Origin of the sequence: Paenibacillus turicensis, from assembly GCF_017873435.1 — a bacterium.
GTDB lineage: Bacteria > Bacillota > Bacilli > Paenibacillales > Paenibacillaceae > Fontibacillus > Fontibacillus turicensis.
In genome coordinates this window covers 1-20,331 of sequence record NZ_JAGGKG010000017.1, presented here as the reverse complement: position 1 = coordinate 20,331, position 20,331 = coordinate 1, and the positions used below count along the sequence as shown (strand labels likewise).

16 protein-coding genes and 1 other annotated feature are annotated in these 20,331 nt (G+C 38.8%); of the genes, 3 read left to right on the top strand and 13 right to left on the bottom strand.

The window, feature by feature from the left end; all coding sequences use genetic code 11:
- Positions 1-606 precede the first annotated feature (606 nt).
- From metG to adhE, 7 genes are all read right to left on the bottom strand, one after another.
- Positions 607-2,619 (bottom strand): methionine--tRNA ligase, encoded by a 2,013-nt coding sequence (metG, locus tag J2Z32_RS16080; RefSeq protein WP_210090203.1) that lies wholly within the window; start codon positions 2,617-2,619, stop codon positions 607-609.
- Positions 2,620-2,686: 67 nt separating this feature from the next.
- Positions 2,687-2,941: a binding site (T-box leader), on the bottom strand.
- 85 nt (positions 2,942-3,026) lie between these two features.
- Positions 3,027-3,305, bottom strand: a complete 279-nt coding sequence (gene yidD, locus J2Z32_RS16075; protein WP_210090202.1) for a membrane protein insertion efficiency factor YidD — start codon at positions 3,303-3,305, stop codon at positions 3,027-3,029.
- Complete coding sequence (locus tag J2Z32_RS16070; RefSeq protein WP_210090201.1) at positions 3,305-3,787, bottom strand: Fur family transcriptional regulator; 483 nt, start codon at positions 3,785-3,787, stop codon at positions 3,305-3,307. The genes yidD and J2Z32_RS16070 overlap by 1 nt, the downstream gene beginning before the upstream one ends.
- Positions 3,788-3,968: 181 nt before the next feature.
- Positions 3,969-6,110, bottom strand: a complete 2,142-nt coding sequence (locus tag J2Z32_RS16065) for a copper amine oxidase N-terminal domain-containing protein (protein ID WP_210090200.1) — start codon at positions 6,108-6,110, stop codon at positions 3,969-3,971.
- Positions 6,111-6,342: 232 nt separating this feature from the next.
- Positions 6,343-7,086, bottom strand: coding sequence for a pyruvate formate-lyase-activating protein (gene pflA / locus J2Z32_RS16060; RefSeq protein ID WP_210090199.1), 744 nt, complete (start codon positions 7,084-7,086; stop codon positions 6,343-6,345).
- 55 nt (positions 7,087-7,141) lie between these two features.
- Positions 7,142-9,403: a formate C-acetyltransferase gene (pflB, locus tag J2Z32_RS16055; RefSeq protein ID WP_210090198.1), complete on the bottom strand. Its 2,262-nt coding sequence runs from the start codon at positions 9,401-9,403 to the stop codon at positions 7,142-7,144.
- Between the two features lie 226 nt (positions 9,404-9,629).
- A complete protein-coding gene (gene adhE / locus J2Z32_RS16050) occupies positions 9,630-12,245 on the bottom strand; it encodes a bifunctional acetaldehyde-CoA/alcohol dehydrogenase (protein ID WP_210090197.1) in 2,616 nt (871 codons plus the stop codon).
- A 420-nt stretch (positions 12,246-12,665) separates the two neighbouring features.
- Here adhE and J2Z32_RS16045 point away from each other — a divergent pair, with 420 nt between their 5' ends.
- On the top strand, positions 12,666-13,382 hold the full coding sequence (locus J2Z32_RS16045) for a Crp/Fnr family transcriptional regulator (protein WP_210090196.1): 717 nt from the start codon (positions 12,666-12,668) through the stop codon (positions 13,380-13,382).
- 147 nt (positions 13,383-13,529) lie between these two features.
- On the opposite strand, the gene J2Z32_RS16040 is transcribed toward J2Z32_RS16045, so the two are convergent.
- The 6 genes from J2Z32_RS16040 to J2Z32_RS16015 form a co-directional block, all read right to left on the bottom strand.
- Positions 13,530-14,270 (bottom strand): hypothetical protein, encoded by a 741-nt coding sequence (locus J2Z32_RS16040; RefSeq protein WP_210090195.1) that lies wholly within the window; start codon positions 14,268-14,270, stop codon positions 13,530-13,532.
- A 141-nt stretch (positions 14,271-14,411) separates the two neighbouring features.
- On the bottom strand, positions 14,412-14,978 hold the full coding sequence (locus J2Z32_RS16035; RefSeq protein WP_210090194.1) for an FAD-dependent oxidoreductase: 567 nt from the start codon (positions 14,976-14,978) through the stop codon (positions 14,412-14,414).
- A gap of 61 nt (positions 14,979-15,039) precedes the next feature.
- Positions 15,040-15,357 (bottom strand): winged helix-turn-helix transcriptional regulator, encoded by a 318-nt coding sequence (locus J2Z32_RS16030; RefSeq protein WP_210090193.1) that lies wholly within the window; start codon positions 15,355-15,357, stop codon positions 15,040-15,042.
- Between the two features lie 278 nt (positions 15,358-15,635).
- Positions 15,636-16,604 (bottom strand): sugar phosphate isomerase/epimerase family protein, encoded by a 969-nt coding sequence (locus tag J2Z32_RS16025; RefSeq protein ID WP_210090192.1) that lies wholly within the window; start codon positions 16,602-16,604, stop codon positions 15,636-15,638.
- A 60-nt stretch (positions 16,605-16,664) separates the two neighbouring features.
- Positions 16,665-17,747, bottom strand: coding sequence for a Gfo/Idh/MocA family protein (locus tag J2Z32_RS16020; RefSeq protein ID WP_210090191.1), 1,083 nt, complete (start codon positions 17,745-17,747; stop codon positions 16,665-16,667).
- Complete coding sequence (locus J2Z32_RS16015; RefSeq protein WP_210090190.1) at positions 17,740-18,510, bottom strand: sugar phosphate isomerase/epimerase family protein; 771 nt, start codon at positions 18,508-18,510, stop codon at positions 17,740-17,742. The genes J2Z32_RS16020 and J2Z32_RS16015 overlap by 8 nt, the downstream gene beginning before the upstream one ends.
- Before the next feature lie 148 nt (positions 18,511-18,658).
- On the opposite strand from J2Z32_RS16015, the gene J2Z32_RS16010 reads away from it, so the two are divergent.
- Both J2Z32_RS16010 and J2Z32_RS16005 read left to right on the top strand, forming a co-directional pair.
- Positions 18,659-19,474, top strand: a complete 816-nt coding sequence (locus J2Z32_RS16010) for an AraC family transcriptional regulator (RefSeq protein WP_210090189.1) — start codon at positions 18,659-18,661, stop codon at positions 19,472-19,474.
- 86 nt (positions 19,475-19,560) lie between these two features.
- Positions 19,561-20,175 carry a TVP38/TMEM64 family protein gene (locus J2Z32_RS16005; RefSeq protein WP_210090188.1) on the top strand — a complete coding sequence of 205 codons (615 nt, stop codon included), beginning with the start codon at positions 19,561-19,563 and terminating at the stop codon, positions 20,173-20,175.
- Positions 20,176-20,331: the final 156 nt, after the last annotated feature.

Genomic DNA, 20,331 nt, shown 5'->3' with positions numbered 1-20,331 from the left:
TTGCAGGTTAGGTCACAATCGGACTTTAAAGGCTCACTCCACAATCACTCTGCACCTTCGCTTCTTTTCCGCTTACATGGAGAAATAATTTAGGAGCAACCAAGCAATTATATTTGGGTTTCATATTAAATTGTAAAAATAAAAGGATCGCTCTGCGTGACTGGAGTCAATCTCCATTCACGCAGAGCGATCCTTTTTATGTCCCCCACTTTAAAATGAAGACTTTAATATGGGGTAGACTCCATCGAGATACAAAGCGAGGGTAGAGGGATTGCGGAACAATGGAATGGTTGCCTTTAAAACTGGATTCTAACCTCATTTCAGCTCAATAGAAAGAATCCAGTTTTAACAGCAAGTGAAGCAACTCTCTACCCGAGCGCCTTCCAATTAAGCGATCTTTTTTATGTCCCCACTTTAAAATGGGGACTTTAATATGGGGTAGACTCCATCGAGATACAAAGCGAGGGTAGAGGGATTGCGGAACAATGGAATGGTTGCCTTTAAAACTGGATTCTAACCTCATTTTTGCTCAATATAAAGAATCCAGTTTTAACAGCAAGTGAAGCAACACTCTACCCGAGCGCCCTTCCCTAAAAAGTCAGAATTTTATTTCACCACTGCACCATTTGGCATACTATCCGGCACTGTTGCTAGTGTAAGCTGATCGCCTTCTGATGCTGCTAAAATCATACCTCTAGATAACTCGCCACGTAGCTTCACAGGCTTCAAATTCGTTACACAGATGACTTTGCGCCCAACTAGCTCCTCTGGCTTATAAAACTTCGCAATACCAGACACAACTTGTCGCTGCTCGAAACCTAAATCAAGCTGAAGCTTCAATAGCTTATCTGCTTTTGGAACAGGCTCACATGCAATTACCTGTGCAACCCGCAGCTCAACTTTTGCGAAATCATCAATGCCGATTTCTTCTTTCAGCTCCGGTGCTTCGGTCGCCGTCCCAGAAGGGGCAGCTACCTTCTCCTGAGCTTCCGTTACAGGCGTACCTCCACTCATTTGGCTCACGATATAAGTTACTTCCTGCTCCACATCTAAACGAGGGAAGATTGGCTCTGCTGTTCCTAATTTAGTTCCTGCTGGTGTGGAGCCAAATTCTCTTGTGCTATCCCATGTTGTTAATTCACCTGAAGCTAAACCTAATTGACTCCAAATTTTTGCTGGTGTTTGTGTCAAATATGGCTGTAATAAAATAGATACAATCCTTAATGTCTCAACAAGATGATACATAACCGAAGCTAATTCGTTACGAGTTGCTTCTTCCTTCGCAAGCACCCAAGGTTTTGTCTCATCAATATATTTATTTGTACGACTAATCAACGCACTAATTGCAGTTAGGGCAACTGAAAACTCAAGGTTTTCCATCACTTCTTCGACTTTATCAATCGTTTGTGTAATGGTTGCTTGTAAATCACCATCAAATGCAGTCACTTGTCCTGCATAGCTAGGAACTACACCGTCAAAATACTTGTTCACCATCGCAATGGTACGATTTAATAGGTTTCCTAGATCATTTGCTAGGTCGGAATTAATACGCTCCACGAAGCTTTCAGGTGTAAATGCGCCATCAGAGCCAAAAGGAACCTCACGTAGGAAGTAATAGCGGGCAGCATCTAAACCATAACGATCAATTAATACGTTAGGATCTACCACGTTTCCTTTTGATTTAGACATCTTCCCTTCCTTCGTTAAAAGCCAGCCATGTCCAAATACCTTTTTAGGCAGTGGAAGCTCTAGCGCCATCAGCATAATCGGCCAATAAATCGTATGGAAACGTACAATTTCCTTACCTACAAGATGAACATCCGCAGGCCAATATCGATTAAACAACTCTTCATTATCAGAGCCATAACCAAGTGCAGTGATGTAGTTCGTTAAAGCATCAATCCATACATAAACGACATGCTTAGGATCACCCTTTACCTGAACGCCCCACTCAAATGTAGTACGGGACACCGCTAAATCCTCTAGTCCTGGCTTAATAAAGTTGTTAATCATTTCATTTTTACGGGACTCGGGTTGAATAAATGTAGGATTATCCTCATAATACTTGAGCAAACGATCTACATAATTACTCATTCTAAAGAAATAACATTCTTCTTTTACGAGCTCAAGGGCGTGACCACTTTCAGGACTTTTCGCACTAACAATTTTGCCATTTTCATCACGAACTACATCTGCAAGCTGAGATTCTGTATAATACGTTTCATCTTGAATGGAATACCAGCCTTCATATTCTCCTTTATAAATGTCACCTTTTTTTAATAGACGGTCAAAGATTTCCTCAACTCTTTTTTTATGGCGTGGTTCTGTAGTACGAATAAAATCATCATAGGAAATTTCAAGCTTTTTCCACAATTCTTTGATTCCAACTACAATTTCATCGACAAACGCTTGTGGTGTAGTATTGCTCTCTAACGCCTTGCGTTCGATTTTTTGACCATGCTCATCAGTACCTGTCAAATAAAGCACATCGTATCCTCTCAAACGCTTGTAGCGCGCCATAGCGTCCCCTGCCACAGTCGTATAGGCATGACCAATATGCAGCTTTGCACTTGGATAGTAAATTGGAGTTGTAATGTAAAACGTTTTTTTATCACTCATGTTATATCCTCCTTAAAATGTTATGTAGCATTTCAAAAGCTTAAAAACACAAAAAAACTCCCATCCCTAATGGGACGAGAGATTACTCACGCGGTACCACCCAAATTTCCTGACTCTTCACAGAGACAAGCTTTGCTAGTCATTTAAGACCTTCTATTAACGCTAGAACACGCTACATGCTTACCAGCTAAGCTATTATTTAGCTAGCTCACACGCAGTCCCTCCTGGACCATATTCCAAAGTAAAGTTCAGTCCGGATCTCAGCTTCCCCGGCTCTCTGCTGCTGAATTACACTTTGTACTCATCCATTCATCGGTTTTAATCTGCTTATAAAATTGATTCCATTATAGGAAATATAGGAACATGCTGTCAAGTAAATTAGCCTAACTAATTAAGTCCATTCACCCTCAACCAATCTGTGAAGAATGTGATGTCTTAGGCTTGCCCTCTTTTACCTTCTCATTTTTAGGAGGCACAAGATCAACCCCTCCAGGATGAAAAGGATGGCATTTTACAATACGCTTAGCCGCAAGCATAGACCCTTTTAATGCACCATGTACCTCGATGGCCTCCAGCGCATAAGCTGAACAGGTAGGATAAAATCGACACACTGGTGGCTTCAGAGGAGAAATAACTTTCCGATATACATGAATTGGCGCTTGTACAATTTTACGTGAGATCGACATTATTTAACCTCTCCATGCTGGTGAGAGCAATCATGCTGGTGCAAATTATCCTCACCTTGTAACTGCGACTGTGGTTTACATTTACTACAATAACCAAATACTTCAAACTTATGCTTAACCACCTGAAACTCTTCTGGTGCATCTGTCAGTGGCATTGGACAAAAATGTATCGGATAGGTCTTCTCGCATTGCAAACAGATCATATGATGATGGTGGTGGCCTTCACTACAGCTCGCCTTAAATTTCAACCCATCCTCAAACATAATTTGCTCTAACACACCCAATTCTTCCATGACCCTTAAATTGCGATATACGGTATCGAAGCTTAAGCCTGAGTAATATTGACACATATAATCATAAACATCTTTAGGTGTTAAATAGCTTTCACTCTCTGCGAATAATTTAGCCAGACTTTTGCGTTGGTCTGTAATTCTTAATCCGCGGGAGGACATAACCTTAATTATTTCTTCGGTTGATAACATCCAATCACCCCCGTCAAAAAAATCAACTATTATTGTATTCTGTCTACAAACCCATCTATAATCCCATTTATACTCCACTTAATATAATGCCCCAAATTAACGGACGCGTCAATGTTAGCTCATTGAAGTAAAAGAAACGACAGCCACTTCCACAGAAGAGCTGTCGTTATAACAAATATGTTTATTTTTTAGGTGGTAAAGGCTGGAACAAAATGCCGACAGGCAAATTACTTCCTGGTGCAGCCGTAAACGTAAACTCTAAGTTTTGTTCTCTATCCCCTGTACGGTGTAATACGCTATTTTCATTCGTACCTTTGCTCCCACCTACGTTTGGAATGGACACGACATTTCCATTGATCGTGATGACTCCAGAGTAAAATCCACCTCTAGGATTAAACGTGATCAATGTGTTTGGAGCCACACGTGGTAACCGGATGCGGTACACAACGCCAAAATTGCCAGAATTCATTTTATATTCACCAGTTGGACCATCACTTCCAACTAGATAGGGATCACTTGAGTTATCTCCAAGCATTAAGCGAACCGGTGTCTTCCCAACAAGCTCACTATATTGTACATCTCTTGTTGCTTGTTCAAATGTACCACGCTTATGCACATCTTGAGGTAAAAATTTGAGATTAGGTAATGCCTTGATCGGATTTCTATCCGGTGCAACCATCACTAACGTATATTGAATCGTATGGTCACTCGTTAAATCGGCAATTAAGGAAATTACCTCTTCATTTTTTAAATCTTTAGCGCTTAGCTCTGACATAATAATTTTACTTTGACCTGCTGCCAAATAAATGTCTTTATATTGATTGCCATAACGCAGTGATTCAAAATAGCGTTGTATCGATTGTTTTCCTGCAGCGCCCGCGTAAATACTTGGTCCCGCAAACCCTAAACCGGTTTGAACGAGATGCGCCGGCTTACTATTCTTATTTGTAGCAATCAAATAAATTTTCATATTTTTTTTCGTCATATTGACGTGATGCACTAAAAATCTTGTATCTCCTATAGCCGATTCACGATATAAAATCCCTTCAGAATACACAGTCTCAGGACTATTACTACGAATCAGTGTTGTTGGTTGGGAAGTATACGTATAGTTTAGCTTCTCCCACTCAAGCACTTGCTTCCCATTAATTTCAAATTTCTCACCAACAGGTACAAATAGCTTGTTAAACTCGTCGCGCGTATACAATTGTTCATCCGTAATTTTTATTGTTTTTTCAACGGTAGAATATAACCCATATTTATTAACAACCTTTAATCTTACAACTACATCACCTGGTGCAAAAAATGCCAATTCCTTATTTTCCCATTTAGTTTCAGTAATTGAATTTTCTTCATCTGTACTTAAATCTGTATAAGTAATAGGCTCGCCCATCTTATAGGTATCTTTATCAGTCTTAAAATTAGCCACGGGTGGTGTGTGAGGCTTGACAACATGAATGGTCATACTAAATGTGTTACTCCATTCCCCGCTTGCATCCTGCACCCGATAGCTTACCGTATAATATCCAGGTGTATTAAATACGTCCTGTTTGTTTTGCCATTCCTCTTTTACAATTGCTAAGCCTTTAGGTGAGTATGATTGAGGCAAATATTGCACATAGGTTTGTCCAGCATAAACTTCCTGATTTCCTATACGGAATGAAGCAATTGGACCTGTAGAAATTTGTAATGTTACTGTTTTTTTAGTGTTATCCACCGTAAAAGGAATATTAAGATGGTCCGCAACTGCCGCTAAAGGAACCATAAAATTGTTTTTACTTGAATAAGCAGGTCCCTTCATGGTGTTTACTGCACCATTTACTTTAACTTTAGTATTTCCAGCCTTAAAACGAAGCTCATCATTTCCACGAGTTAAAATAACCTCATTTGTTGAAGAATCTGTTGATACTGTCATTCCTGCCGCAGCGGCAAAACCTCGAATAGCAACAAAGGAAACTCCCTTTTTCACTTCCATAGGATGTCCAGCCAAGCTTAAAGAACCATTGTTAAATATTTTTTTGCTATTCATAATTAAAACAAGTTCAGTATAGCTACTTGATTGCGTAGTATGACTTAAATTGTTTGAGCTTGTTCCTTGGTTAATATTCGTTGAATCTGCTTCTTTATCACCTGTTGCACCTTGTGCTTCTGTAGCATCTTTTGCTTCTGTCTGAGACTGTGACTGTCCTGCTTTCTCCTCAATGACAGTTACGTTTGTGCCTGTTGCATCACTACTATTATTTTGATCAGCACTTGCAGGGATTGCTAAACCCATTTGTGAAACCGCAAACAAACCTACTAAAAATAACCTTTTTAAATTCATCCTTTAACTCCTCTGCTGCCTATATTAAATTTTAAAACAACCCAATTATTATATACACAAACTATTAAACGCTTAAACGTTAAGAAAGTTTCTCTGTTTTCTCAAACATAAAAATATGTATTTTAACATCATAACATAAATTTCTAATAAAAAAGATATTGAGTATCAAAACGATTAAAAAAAACGACTAAGCTCTAACTTATCAGTTAGATTTAGCCGTTTTCCTAAAAGTTTATTGTTTAATGAGTGCGCCTTGTTTTCGTCCTTCTTCAATAATGCGATAAGCACGCTCAACTTCCTCTGCAGTAGGTGAAGGTACACCCTCAAGCTCATAATCCCAACCAAGCTCTTTCCACTTAAAAACGCCCATTTGATGGTATGGAAGTATCTCAAACTTTTCTACACCTTGCAAGCTACCAATGAACTTACCTAAATTAAATAGGTCCTGCTCATCATCATTTATACCAGGAACAAGTACGTGGCGAATCCACATATTACGTTCATGCAGGGATAACCAACGTGCCATCTTTAACATACGATCATTAGGTCTGCCTGTTAACTTAATGTGCTTTTCATTGTCAATATGCTTGAGATCAAGCAAAACAAGATCAGTTACATCAAGTAGATCACGAATTTTGTCCCCATCGTTATATCCATTAGTATCAAGCGTTGTGTGCAGATTCCAACGTTTTTTCACTTCGCGGAACAACTCAGTCACAAATGGAGCTTGCAATGTTGCTTCACCACCTGAGACAGTGAGCCCCCCACCTGAGGAGCGGTAATAATTTAGATAAGGTTCAATTTCTGACAATACCTCTTCTAAAGTCACCTCTTTACCGTCCGTCAGGCTAAGGGTATCTGCATTATGGCAATATTGACATCTTAACAAGCAACCTTGCATAAAGAGTACGAAACGAATACCTGGGCCATCCACCGTTCCGAATGTTTCCAATGAATGTATGCGACCTTTTAGCATCTTCCGCCACTCCGTTCTGCTGTCTTTTTTATAATTAATATTTTAACAAACGAGCTTACATTTGACCATGGAATGTACGGTTAACTACATCCAATTGTTGCTCACGAGTTAATTTAATGAAGTTTACAGCATAACCAGAAACACGAATCGTCAATTGAGGATAGTTTTCTGGATGTTCCATTGCGTCAAGTAATTGCTCACGAGCAAATACGTTAACGTTCAAATGGTGTCCGTTGCTACCGAAGTATCCATCTAACATAGATACAAGGTTAGATTTACGGGATTCTTCTTCTTTACCAAGTGCTTTAGGCACGATAGAGAACGTGTTGGAAATTCCATCTAAGCTGTGTTCATAAGGAAGTTTAGCTACAGAGCTTAATGAAGCAAGAGCACCCTTCTTATCACGACCATGCATAGGGTTAGCACCTGGTGCAAATGGTTCACCAGCTTTACGTCCATCAGGAGTAGTTCCTGTTTTCTTACCATAAACAACATTAGAGGTAATTGTCAAGACAGATTGTGTTGGTAAAGCATTACGATACGTTTTGTGCTTACGGATCATAGTCATAAACGATTCAACTAGCTCAACCGCAATTTGGTCAACACGATCATCATTGTTACCATATGCAGGATATTCGCCTTCGATTTCAAAATCAACTGCGATACCAGCTTCGTTACGAATCACTTTAACTTTAGCATGTTTAATTGCACTTAAAGAGTCAGCTGCTACGGACAATCCAGCAATACCACAAGCCATAGTGCGCAAGATGTCGCGGTCATGCAATGCCATTTCAATACGTTCGTATGAATATTTGTCATGCATGTAGTGGATAATGTTCAAAGTGTTCAAATATAGCTTAGCTAACCATTCCATCATTGGTTTGAAGCGTTTCATTACTTCATCATAATCCAAATATTCAGAAGTGATTGCTGGATATTCAGGACCTACTTGAACGCCTGATTTTTCATCTTTACCACCATTGATTGCATAAAGCAATGCTTTTGCAAGGTTAGCACGAGCGCCAAAGAATTGCATTTGTTTACCGATTTCCATAGCGGATACACAACAAGCAATACCGTAGTCATCGCCATAGATCGGACGCATTAAGTCATCATTTTCATATTGAATGGAACTAGTTTCGATAGAAACTTTAGCACAGAACTTTTTGAAGGCTTCTGGCAATTGCTCAGACCATAATACTGTCAAGTTTGGTTCTGGTGCAGGTCCCAAGTTGTTTAATGTGTGTAAGAAACGGAAGCTGTTTTTTGTAACACGAGTAGTACCATGTACAGTCATACCACCGATGGATTCAGTTACCCAAGTTGGGTCACCACTGAACAAATCGTTATAGTCAGGAGTACGCAAGAATTTAACGATACGTAATTTCATTACGAAATGATCAACTAGCTCTTGTGCTGCTTCTTCAGTTAATGTTCCTTCTGCAAGATCACGTTCAATATAAGCATCTAAGAAAGAAGATACACGTCCAAGGGACATCGCTGCACCATTTTGTTCTTTAATAGCTGCAAGATAACCGAAGTATACCCATTGGAAAGCTTCTTTAGCTGTGTTTGCTGGTTTAGAAATATCAAAACCATGCAATTGTCCTAATTGTTTTAATTCGCCTAAAGCACGAATTTGTTCAGACAATTCTTCACGAAGACGAATCACATCATCGCTCATTGCGTCTACTTCAAGCTCTTTCAAATCATTTTGTTTTTGTTTGATCAAGAAGTCCACACCATACAATGCTACACGACGATAGTCACCAATAATACGACCACGACCATAAGCATCTGGAAGACCTGTAATAATACCAGCTCTACGAGCTGCTCTGATTTCAGATGTATATGCATCAAATACACCTTGGTTATGCGTTTTACGAATATGAGTAAATGTATCGATTACTTCTTGTGGCAATTCAAAGCCATAAGCTTTACAAGCATCGATCATCATTTTAATTCCACCAAAAGGTTGAATAGAACGTTTGAACGGAGCATCAGTTTGAACCCCAACAACTTGTTCCTTGTCTTTATCTAGGTATCCTGGTCCATGAGAAATAATAGTAGAAGGTGTGTTTACATCTACATCAAGAACCCCACCAGCATCACGTTCTTTTTTGTTAAGGTCAGACACGATATCCCATAATGCTTTTGTGTTTGCAGTTGGACCTGCTAAGAAGGACTCATCCCCTGTGTAAGGAGAAAGGTTAGTATCCAAGAAGTTACGAACGTTAACCTCTTTTACCCATTTTCCTTTTTTAAAACCTCTCCAACCAGACTGAACATCACTTACTTCTCTCTCGATCACCGACATCTTTATTCCCTCCATTTTATAGTTTGGAGTACGCGGTTTGAAGGATATATGTTTTCCGCGTCTCGTGATTCCTTAAAATTTGTGATACTTTTCACAAATTGGACACTGATAAGGCCAAATTTAGGAATCATTTATGTCCTTATCATATAACATTTAGCATAAAACCAGTGTGACAAATATCACTTTTCGAGTGATATTTGTCACTTTTTTCTTCTTACTTGTTCACTTATTCTTCAAATCTTCCGTAGAATGCATCACGGTATACATCTGCTAGTTCAGTTACTAATGGAAGCTTAGGATTCGCAGTTGTACATTGGTCTTCAAAAGCACGATCTGCTAAATAATCTACTTTGGATTCAAATTCTTTAGCTTCAAAGCCAAGCTCTTGGAACGTTTGTGGAATACCTAATTTTTCATTTAATTCACGAATTGCTTTAATTAAGCTCTTCACGCCTTCTTCAGTTGTACGAGCTGGCAATCCGAGGATACGTGCAATTTCAGCGTAACGTACGTCTGCAACAAAGTTTGTATATTTAGGCCATGCCGCGAATTTAGTAGGTTTTTTAGCATTGTAACGAATAACGTGTGGTAACAAGATCGCATTTGTACGTCCATGTGCAGTGTGATATTCCCCACCCCATTTATGCGCCAAGCTGTGGTTGATTCCTAAAAATGCGTTAGCAAACGCCATACCTGCTAATGTAGAAGCATTATGCATTTTTTCGCGTGCTAGCGGATCACCCGTTAATGCTGATTTTTCAAGCCATTCAAATACAAGTTGAATTGCTTTGATCGCAAGTCCGTCAGTAAAGTCATTTGCCATAACAGACACGTAAGCTTCAATACCATGTGTTAATACGTCCATACCTGTATCTGCAACTGCAGTCTTAGGCAAGCTGTAAACGAACACTGGATCGATAATCGCTACGTCTGGAGTCAATTCATAATCAGCCAACGGATATTTAGTATTACCATTAATTTTATCTGTAATAACTGTAAACGATGTTACTTCAGAACCCGTACCAGATGTCGTTGGAATTGCTACAAATTTAGCTTTTTGTCCTAGACGTGGGTACTTGTAGATCCGTTTACGAATATCCATGAATTTTTGTTTTAGGTTTTTGAAATCTGTATCTGGGTATTCGTAGAACAACCACATTCCTTTTGCAGCATCCATTGGTGATCCACCACCTAATGCGATGATGCAGTCAGGCTGGAATTTAGTCATCAATTCAGCACCACGTTCTACAGTTGTTGTAGATGGATCAGGTTCTACCTCAGAGAACACTTCAATCGCTACTGGAACTGGGCGTTGACGCAAATAGTGCTCTACTCTTTCAACATATCCAAGTTTAACCATCATTGGGTCTGTTACAATTAATACGCGAGTAATGTCAGGCATTTTAGCTAAATATTGAGTGGAATCTTTTTCAAAATAAATTTTATCCGGTACTTTGAACCATTGCATATTCACGGTACGACGATTCACCCTTTTCACATTAATTAAATTAATTGCAGTTACGTTAGAAGAAGTGGAGTTACGTCCATAAGATCCACAACCTAATGTCAATGAAGGTAAGTTCGTGTTGTAAATATCACCGATACCACCTTGAGAAGATGGTTGGTTCACTAAGATCCGGCAAGTTGGCATACGATCAGAAAATTGTTTAATTACTTCTTCATTATGAGAATGAATAACAGAAGAGTGACCCATTCCACCAAAATGCACGATTTCGTCGGCACGTTCGATACCTTGTTCTGCATTTTTTACTTTATAGCATGCAAGCACTGGACTTAATTTCTCAGCAGACAATGGGAACTTCGTACCAACGCCTTCAATTTCAGCAACAAGGATTTTTGTTCCAGCTGGAACTTGAATTCCACACATTTCAGCAATTTTTACAGCAGATTGACCAACAATGGATGGGTTAACTGCACATTTATCAGCAATGATAGCACCAGCAGTTAATTTTGCTGCTTCCTCTTTATTGACAAAATAACATCCATTTGCTATCATTTTTTTCTTAACTTGATCAAAGATAGGTTCTTCAATAATAACGGCTTGCTCAGACGCACAAATCATACCATTATCAAATGTTTTGGATAGGATTAAGTCATTCACTGCTTGATCTAGATTAGCACTTTTTTCAATGAAGCAAGGTACGTTACCAGGTCCTACACCAAGTGCTGGTTTACCACAGCTATAAGCCGCTTTAACCATTGCAGATCCACCAGTTGCTAGAATACAAGCTACATCAGGATGGTTCATCAATGCATTTGTACGATCCATGGAAGGGTCTTCGATCCATTGGATACAATCTGCAGGAGCACCATGCTCAACCGCTGCTTCTAACAAAATTTTTGCTGCTTCTCTACTACATTTTTGTGCAGATGGGTGAAAACCAAAAATAATTGGGTTACGTGTTTTAATTGCGATAAGTGCTTTGAAAATTGTAGTTGAAGTTGGGTTAGTTACAGGTGTGATCCCCATAATGATCCCTACAGGTTCAGCTATTTTTTGGAAGCTTTCATATACGTTATCTTCAATAACCCCTACTGTTTTATCTTTTTTAATACTGTGATATATATATTCAGTTGCAAACATATTTTTTATAATTTTATCTTCATAAACACCACGGCCAGTTTCTTCCACTGCCATTTTTGCTAAATACATGTGGCGGTCCATTCCGGCAATTGCCATCGCTTGAACGATGTCGTCAATTTTTGCTTGGTCTAATTCCATAAATGCTTGGGAAGCTTTGTTACCTTTGTCAATTAAAGTCTGGATGTAATCTCCTGCAGTTGGCTGAACTTTTGTCGTTACGTCATTTTTAACGGCCATCTCTCTCATCCTCCTAAAGTTAGGTAAAGGGGCATTTTATTTACCAAAAATTATTTAAAGTGAATATTTTCACTTACTATGCACCCTTTAATTTTTGTTTTGCTTTCCTTGATGAACCAAGCATAACATATAAAATTTGATTTGTATAGTGAATTTTTTCACATACTTTAAACAAAATGAAAAAAGTTTCATTCCCCTGCTTTTATTTTCATCCTCAGTTTACATTTATAGTATAAAACCCAAATAAAGTGCTTTCATATATGATCGGAAGCATACTAATACTATAAATTAAGTGAAAATAGTCACAATGTTGAAATTTGGACACTTTTTTCGCCTTTCCTCTTCCCTCAAAATGCAATAATCGTTATATAATTAATTTAAATTTTCAGAAAAATTTGGAGTACAAAGGGGAAATCAACGATGAGTGAAACGATGAATGCTGCTCTTAATAAAGGAAATACGAGCTGCTTCTCAGAACAGAGCTTCAATCGACTTCTCGTAACGATGAAAGACAAAATATATCCTGAAGGCACTCACTTATTTTGGGAAGGTGATTTTGCTGATAAGCTTTTCTATATTAAGCGTGGTCGCGTTAAGCTAACGAAATCAACAGACGAAGGAAAAGAGCTTATCTTATATATGTATGGTCGTGGAGACATGGTAGGCCAAGCCGATCCTTTTTTCAGCACCAAATATAGTTTAACCGCTGAAGTGATTGAAGAGTGTGAGGTTGGAATCATTGAACAAAAGGATTTAGAAATTTTAATTTGCCAGCATTGTGAATTTGCGATTGATTTTATGAAATGGATGGGGATTCACCATCGCTTAACTCAAACGAAGTTCCGTGATCTAATGATGTATGGAAAACCTGGTGCATTATGCTCAACATTAATTCGCCTCAGTAACACGTACGGTGAGAAGCATGACGACACCATTTTAATCAACAAAAAAATTACGCATACTGATTTATCCAATATGATTGGCGCTACACGTGAAAGTGTGAATCGTATGTTAAGCGACCTACGTAAAAAGGATGCACTTGAATACGAAAACGGCATGATCGTAATTAAAGACCTTGTTATGCTTCAGGATATTTGTCATTGTGAGTTATGTCCAAATGAAATATGTAGAATTTAATATGTATTTTTATATGTCTATTTAAAAAGGAGTAGATCATCGTTGCCCTTATCTATTCTTTACCTTAATACATGGTAAGACCCCCATTTTCCTCCCTAATTTAGGGTTGAACGGGGGCCTTTTTATTATATAATTGGGCTTTTCATTCTAATATCTAACTAATTCAATATCCACAACATCATTTGCACTTAATCTCATATCTAAGCCTGCTTCAATTAACACTTTTTTATTTACTTTAAGCACCCATTGCTCTGTCGCATCACAATGATAACCGCTAACAGCCAAAATTTGCTTATAATTAGGTGTTAGCTGGACGATTCCACTTGATACAAGTAAATCGCGTACAGTAATCCCTTCCTTAAACTTGGTAAGAAAATATCTTCTCAATTCGGGTTTATGTATTCCACCCTGCACTGATAATACTAATGAACCTTCCATTGTATTTTCTGGATAAAGACGAGTTGACGTTACATAAACTGAAATATGATCTCCTATTTTAAGTTTCGTCCCCCATTTGCTTGCTTTAAGCTCCTTTTGATTCAGCTTTACACCCCATGCTAAACTAGTATCTAATGCAACATTACCTACAGATTGTATGGCTGTTCCATTTTCATTCAAAATAATCAAGTTGCTACTTCGCAATGCATCACGCAGTGTTAAATCCTTCATATATTCAAAATGTATGCTACGAGTGACATCCGGAATAAAATTATTACCATCGATCGTTAATGTAATATCATCTTCATGGTCTACAGCTTGTTGTTGTTCTATAGGCTGCTCTATAGAAGTGGCAAACTGCGGCAAAAATCTAGTAGCTACAAACGTGCCAAGAGCTAAAAGTATTACTACAGCTGTCATCTTTAGTAGCCAACTTACATTTTTGTTCATTGCTGCAATCCCCCATGCTGTGATTTCTACATCCCCTTCATAGTATACCTTATATTATAATGAAAAAAGGCCCTTCTGGACAACTTTCACGCCAGAAAAGCCCTGTAATTTATGGAATTAGTATATAAAATGAAAAATAGCTTATTTTAATACATCATGATCCACGTAACGCTCACCATTAAGCTCACTTATAATTTCAATGGCTACCTTTGCGCCATCCCCGGATGTAATAATCGTATGGACACTAGTTCCAGCAACTGTACCTGCTGCCCAAAGTCTTGGTCTGCTTGTGCGGCCATAACGATCTGTGTCAATTACTTTCTTAATTCTTGGCTCTCTACCATCAACAAGCTCTAGTCCGGTAGCGCTTGCAAGATCAGTTAATGCACCTGTTGCAAAAATAACATGCTCTGCTCTGTAATTACGACCAGATTCAGTTTTGACATAAACCGTTTGTCCTCCATTAGTATCAACAACGGTTACTTTCTCTTCGATAAATTTAGCGCCAAACTTTTCTGCCTGTTCACGTCCAATTTCCAGTAATTGAGGCCCTGTTAGCTCTTTAACGCCATAATGATTTTCTAGCCAAGCCCTTTTAGTCATGCTAGAATTACTGTCTAATACTAATGTTTCTTTACCTGCTTTAGCTAAAAACAAAGCTGCGCTTGCCCCAGCAGGCCCTGCTCCAATCACGATGACTTCAGCCACAATGACACCTTCCTTCTTTAATAGTCATGCCGCACTGTCACCAGCTACGGCATGATCGCCACTATACCCATTCTTCTGCCCACTGCTGTACTTGTTCCATCACAGAACGGAGTGCATGACCTTTTTCGGTTAATTCATACTCAATACGTACTGGTGTTTCTGGATAAACTTTGCGAACTAAAATCCCGCTATTTTCTAAATCCTTCATGCGTTCTGACAGCATCTTATCGCTCATAAGCGGAATGCGATTAGAAATATCCTTAAAACGTTGTGGTCCAACCATTAACGACTGAATAATTAATCCATTCCATCTTTTCCCTAGCATCGTAAATGCTGATTCAAAACGGGGACACATTGCAGGTTGATGTAATTCTTCCATATATATTCACCCCTTTTTCAAACATTGCTTACAATAAGTTAGTATATATAATAATAACATATTTATTAGTAAAAATACACTGAATAATGTCTCATTATACAATATACTCTTAAAAGCGTGAAGTAATTATGTCATGAAGTCTTTAAATCGCTTACAAGAAAAGCTTACAAAAAAGTGAAATATGCAAGTGGATAGAAAAACGATCACCCTAAAGAGTGATCGCTTAGTATAATATATTTACTTGTGGCTCAGCTTATGCTATACCTACTTAAACTGTCTTATACCCACCAAGCTTCACTTGGCGCTTCCTCAATCAATATTCCTTGCAGATTACGCACTGCCTTACTAAACCCTTCCTCCACAGACATTAACCCATCCTCATGCTCAATGCTCACAACATAATCATACCCAACTAGACGTAGCGTACTAATGATATCACTCCATGTTTTCATATCATGTCCGTAACCTACTGTTCTGAATTGCCATGCACGATCTAGCATTTTTGTATAAGATTGCATATCCGTAATGCCATGCTTGTTCACATTAATTGGATCAATGGATGTATCTTTGGCATGGAAATGATGAATAGCCCCTTGGCGTCCAAGAATAGATACAGCCTGAACAGGGTCAATCCCTTGCCACCACATATGACTTGGATCTAAATTGGCTCCAATCACTTCACCTGCTGCCTCACGAAGCCGAAGCAATGTGCCTGGTGAATGAACAGAAAAGCCACCATGAAGCTCTAGTCCAATTTTCACACCATGATCTGCCGCATATTTCCCCCACTCTGTCCAATAAGGAATAATTTTATTATCCCATTGCCATGTAAGGATTTCTTGATAATCGTTAGGCCATGGAGCCACAGGCCAATTCGGATATTTTGCCCCCTCATGATCACCAGGACAACCTGAAAAAGTATTCACTACAGGTACTTCTAATTTTTGAGCAAGCTGAACTGTTTTTACATAGACATCATGGAACTTTGCCGCGATCTCTTTTTGTGGATGTAAGGGATTGCCGTGACAGCTTAATGCACTAATGATCATGCCTCTAGACTCTACTGCATGCTTAAATTGCTTCCGTGCGGTTTCGTTTGCTAATAGCTCATCCAAATCAACATGACTACCCCCAGAATAACCACCCGTTCCAATCTCAACTGCCTTTAAGCCTGCCTCTGCTGCTAAGTCAAGTGCTTTTTCAAAAGGATGTCCACCAAATAACACTAAAAATATACCTAATTTCATTGATACCCCTCCTTACTTAATCATCACATGATAGGATTTAACCCTGACTAACTGTACCCATTAATCAAAATATACGGTTTTTCCTGTTTTAGCGGATTCATAAATCGCTTCTAAAATTTCAGTAACAACTAAAGCTTGTTCAGGTTTTACCAAAGGCTCCTCATCATTTAAAATGGCTTTCACCCAAGCGCTAGCTTCGCGTGTTGCTTCCGTCTCTTCTTTTCCCTCAAAAAAGGCTACACTACCTGTACCTAAGTCCACCTTTGTTTCATATAAGCGGCTACGCTTTTCTCCATTTAAACGCAAGCCATGTGTCATATCTGCGCCACCTTCAGTTCCACAAAGCAACGTTTTAGCTTCACCAAAATCAACAATGTTTAGCGCCCAGCTGGATTCTAGCATAATTGTTGCGCCATTTTTCATCTTAATATAGCCAAATGCAGAGTCCTCTACCTTAAATTGCTCGGGATCCCAGGGACCAAACGCATTTGCTGCATTTTCTTTTTCTCCAAGCTTATGAAATACAGAACCTGTTACACTTTCAGGCTCGTAATTGTCCATTAACCACAAGGTTAAATCAAGTGCATGTGTTCCAATATCGATGAGGGGGCCGCCACCTTGCTTTTCTTCATCTAAAAAAACACCCCATGTCGGTACTGCACGACGACGTGTTGCAAGCGCTTTCCCAAAATAGATGTCTCCTAACTCGCCGTTTTCACAAACTTCCTTCAAGTATAAGCTATCACTGCGGAAACGGTTTTGGTATGCAATGCTTAATTTTTTGCCGGTACGTTTTGCTGCATCTAACATTTGACGGGCTTGTTCACTTGTTTTTGCCATCGGTTTTTCACACATCACATGTTTACCTGATTCTAAGGAAGCCACCGTAATTTCAGCGTGGGAATCGTTAGGTGTACACACATGAACAACATCAATATCTGTATCACGTAAAAGCGCTTGAAAATCGCTATATACCTTTGCACCGTCAGCTCCAAATTTTGCTGCGGCTTCCTCTGCACGTTCTACAACAATGTCACAAAATGCAACCAACTCAACCTCTGGCTGTACACTTAGGCTTGGCAAATGCTTGCCGTTTGCAATTCCTCCACAACCAATTACAGCTACCTTTAACTTTTTAGACATCTAAGTTGCCCCCTTGCTTTGCGTAGTTTTTAACCCATTCCATACTTGTTTTAACACTTTCTATCTGATCATTGGCACAATAGTCTTGTTCAACAATAGCCCACTCTACATTAATCTTCAGCATTGCATCTGCAATTGCTTTATTGTCAACTTCTCCTTTGCCTAACTCGACGGTTTGCGGCGAGCCATCTTCATTTTTAATCATATCCTTGAGATGCCATAACAAAATTCTAGAGTTGTATCGATCAATATAAGCTAAAGGATCATATCCGGCATGGTGCACCCAACATGTATCTAACTCTACTTTAAGTTGGCTAGCAGGAATTTGTTCATATAACCAATCTAACACTGGTTGTTCTTCAATATGCTGTAACAATTCAAAGTCATGATTATGATAAAAAAATACGAGTCCCTTTTGTTCACAACGTTGTGCAATCTTTTTCATATCCTCTGCAATTTCAGACCAACGATGTCGATCCTCTTCTGCGATATATGGCAAAATAATGTACTTACTACCGATTGCAATATTAAATTCAATAACCTCGTCCAATTGATCGCGTAATAATTGATAAGGCGTATGTGACCCGATTGCCACAAGGCCCGTTTCTTTTAAAATGGCGGCGACTTGCTCACTAGTTCGACCATAAAATCCGGCAAACTCTACACCTTGGTATCCAAGCTCTGCAACTTTTCTTAACGTACCTTCAAAATCCTGCTCTAACTTATCACGCAAAGTAAAAAGCTGTATTCCTACCCTTGTCATGTTTATCACTCCAACCCTATGTTAGTAAATAGATTGAGCCGCTCAATTACATAGTATTTGATTTCTAGCTATAGTAAAATGAATAATATGATTAAAACATGAACAATCTGATAACTATTTTTGAAGTTGCTTAGGAGGACATATATTTATGGGAGCTACTGATCTGCAAATTTTAACGGCGGGATATTCTATCCACCATAAACCCTTTCATACAATAAATACAAATGGACTTGGAAGCTACTTAATTCGATTACAATCATTAGGTAAATGCCGAAGTCGTCTAAATCATAAGCTTGAATTGCTAGAGCCAGGTGATTTATTGTTGTTTGCACCCAATGATCCCTATGAGCTGAAAATATCAACCGAACAGCAAGGGCGTGATACTGAAGCAGTTTACAGTGGTGATTATCATATTTTTGCAGGTGGTGCTTGGCTCGAACAGTGGTGGCAAGAGCGGGAACGTCCACATAAAATTAAGGTTCCTCTATCTGAGGGCATTATTGGAGCTTTTCGGCAAATCATGACCGAGCTACGACGAATTCCAAATAATAATCCCCAAATCATTGAATATTATTTTAAAATTTTATGTATGGATATTGATCGACATTATACTGAATATCCAATACCTACCTACAAAACATATATTGCTAGCCGCATCAAAAACTATATCGAGGAAAATGCAACAATTCCTTTTAAACTAGAAGAAGCCGCGGCACATGTAGGAATCAGCGTAAGTCACGCTGTTCATCTTTTTAAAGAAGCGTTTGGCACAAGCATCATTCAATATACGTTAGAAATTCGGCTAAATATGGCACGAGAGCGGATTATGTTTAGTCCCTCTTCCCTTGAACACGTTGCAGAAAGCTCTGGTTTTCCAAGCTATAATTACTTTCATAAAGTGTTCCGCAAACGCTTTGGGATGTCGCCAAAACAGTTTCGACAAAGCCTTATGCATGAGCAATAACAACACTATTATGAAATAAATTAACATTGTTAGATTGTCCTTTTTCATTCAGAAAAATGCAATATCCACATGAAACCGGAGGTATTATGAAAATTTGGGCTTCCATTGCAATCTATGCCGCTCTTTTGATTACAGCACTTATTTATCGCGAGGAGTTAACATTATGGGTTACAAATGATCCGCCAATATATCAGCTATATATTATTTCCATTGTGTTTGCTGTATTACCGATCCTTCCATATAAAATCATTATCGCGGCAATTAGCTATGCTGCAGGAGTTCAACTAGGTATGCTGATCACACTGATTGGATCTACTGTGGCAGGAATATTATTTTATTTTGGTGCGGCTTATGTTTTTCGGAATACAGCACAAAAGTGGCTAGCAACAACTCAGGTATTCAAAGGGATTACTACATGGATTCATGAGCAACCCTTTAAGTCTATTTTAATCTGCAAGCTACTCCCAATCATCCCGCAAAATGCAATAAATATTTATGCCGGTGCAACCGCAATTCCATTTGGCGCTTATGTTGCTGCAACGATCGTTGGTAAATTACCTGGCATCATCGTATATTCGTATGTTGGAGACAAGCTGTTAAGCTCCCCCATCGCAGCAATTAGCATTATGCTTATCTATATGGTCATCATTAGTTTAATTTTGTGGCTTTATCATAAAAAAAGTAAAATAACAACACAATAAATTTGGGCTATAACCTGAAATCGGAGCTTGACAGCTGGGCCCAAACTAGCGAAGGGCCAGGGAGATTCTGAAGATTGTCTCCCTCCTTATATTTCATTTTTCTTACGCTAGCTCGCTCATTCGCAGAATATCATTTGTTAGATTATCAAATGAAGG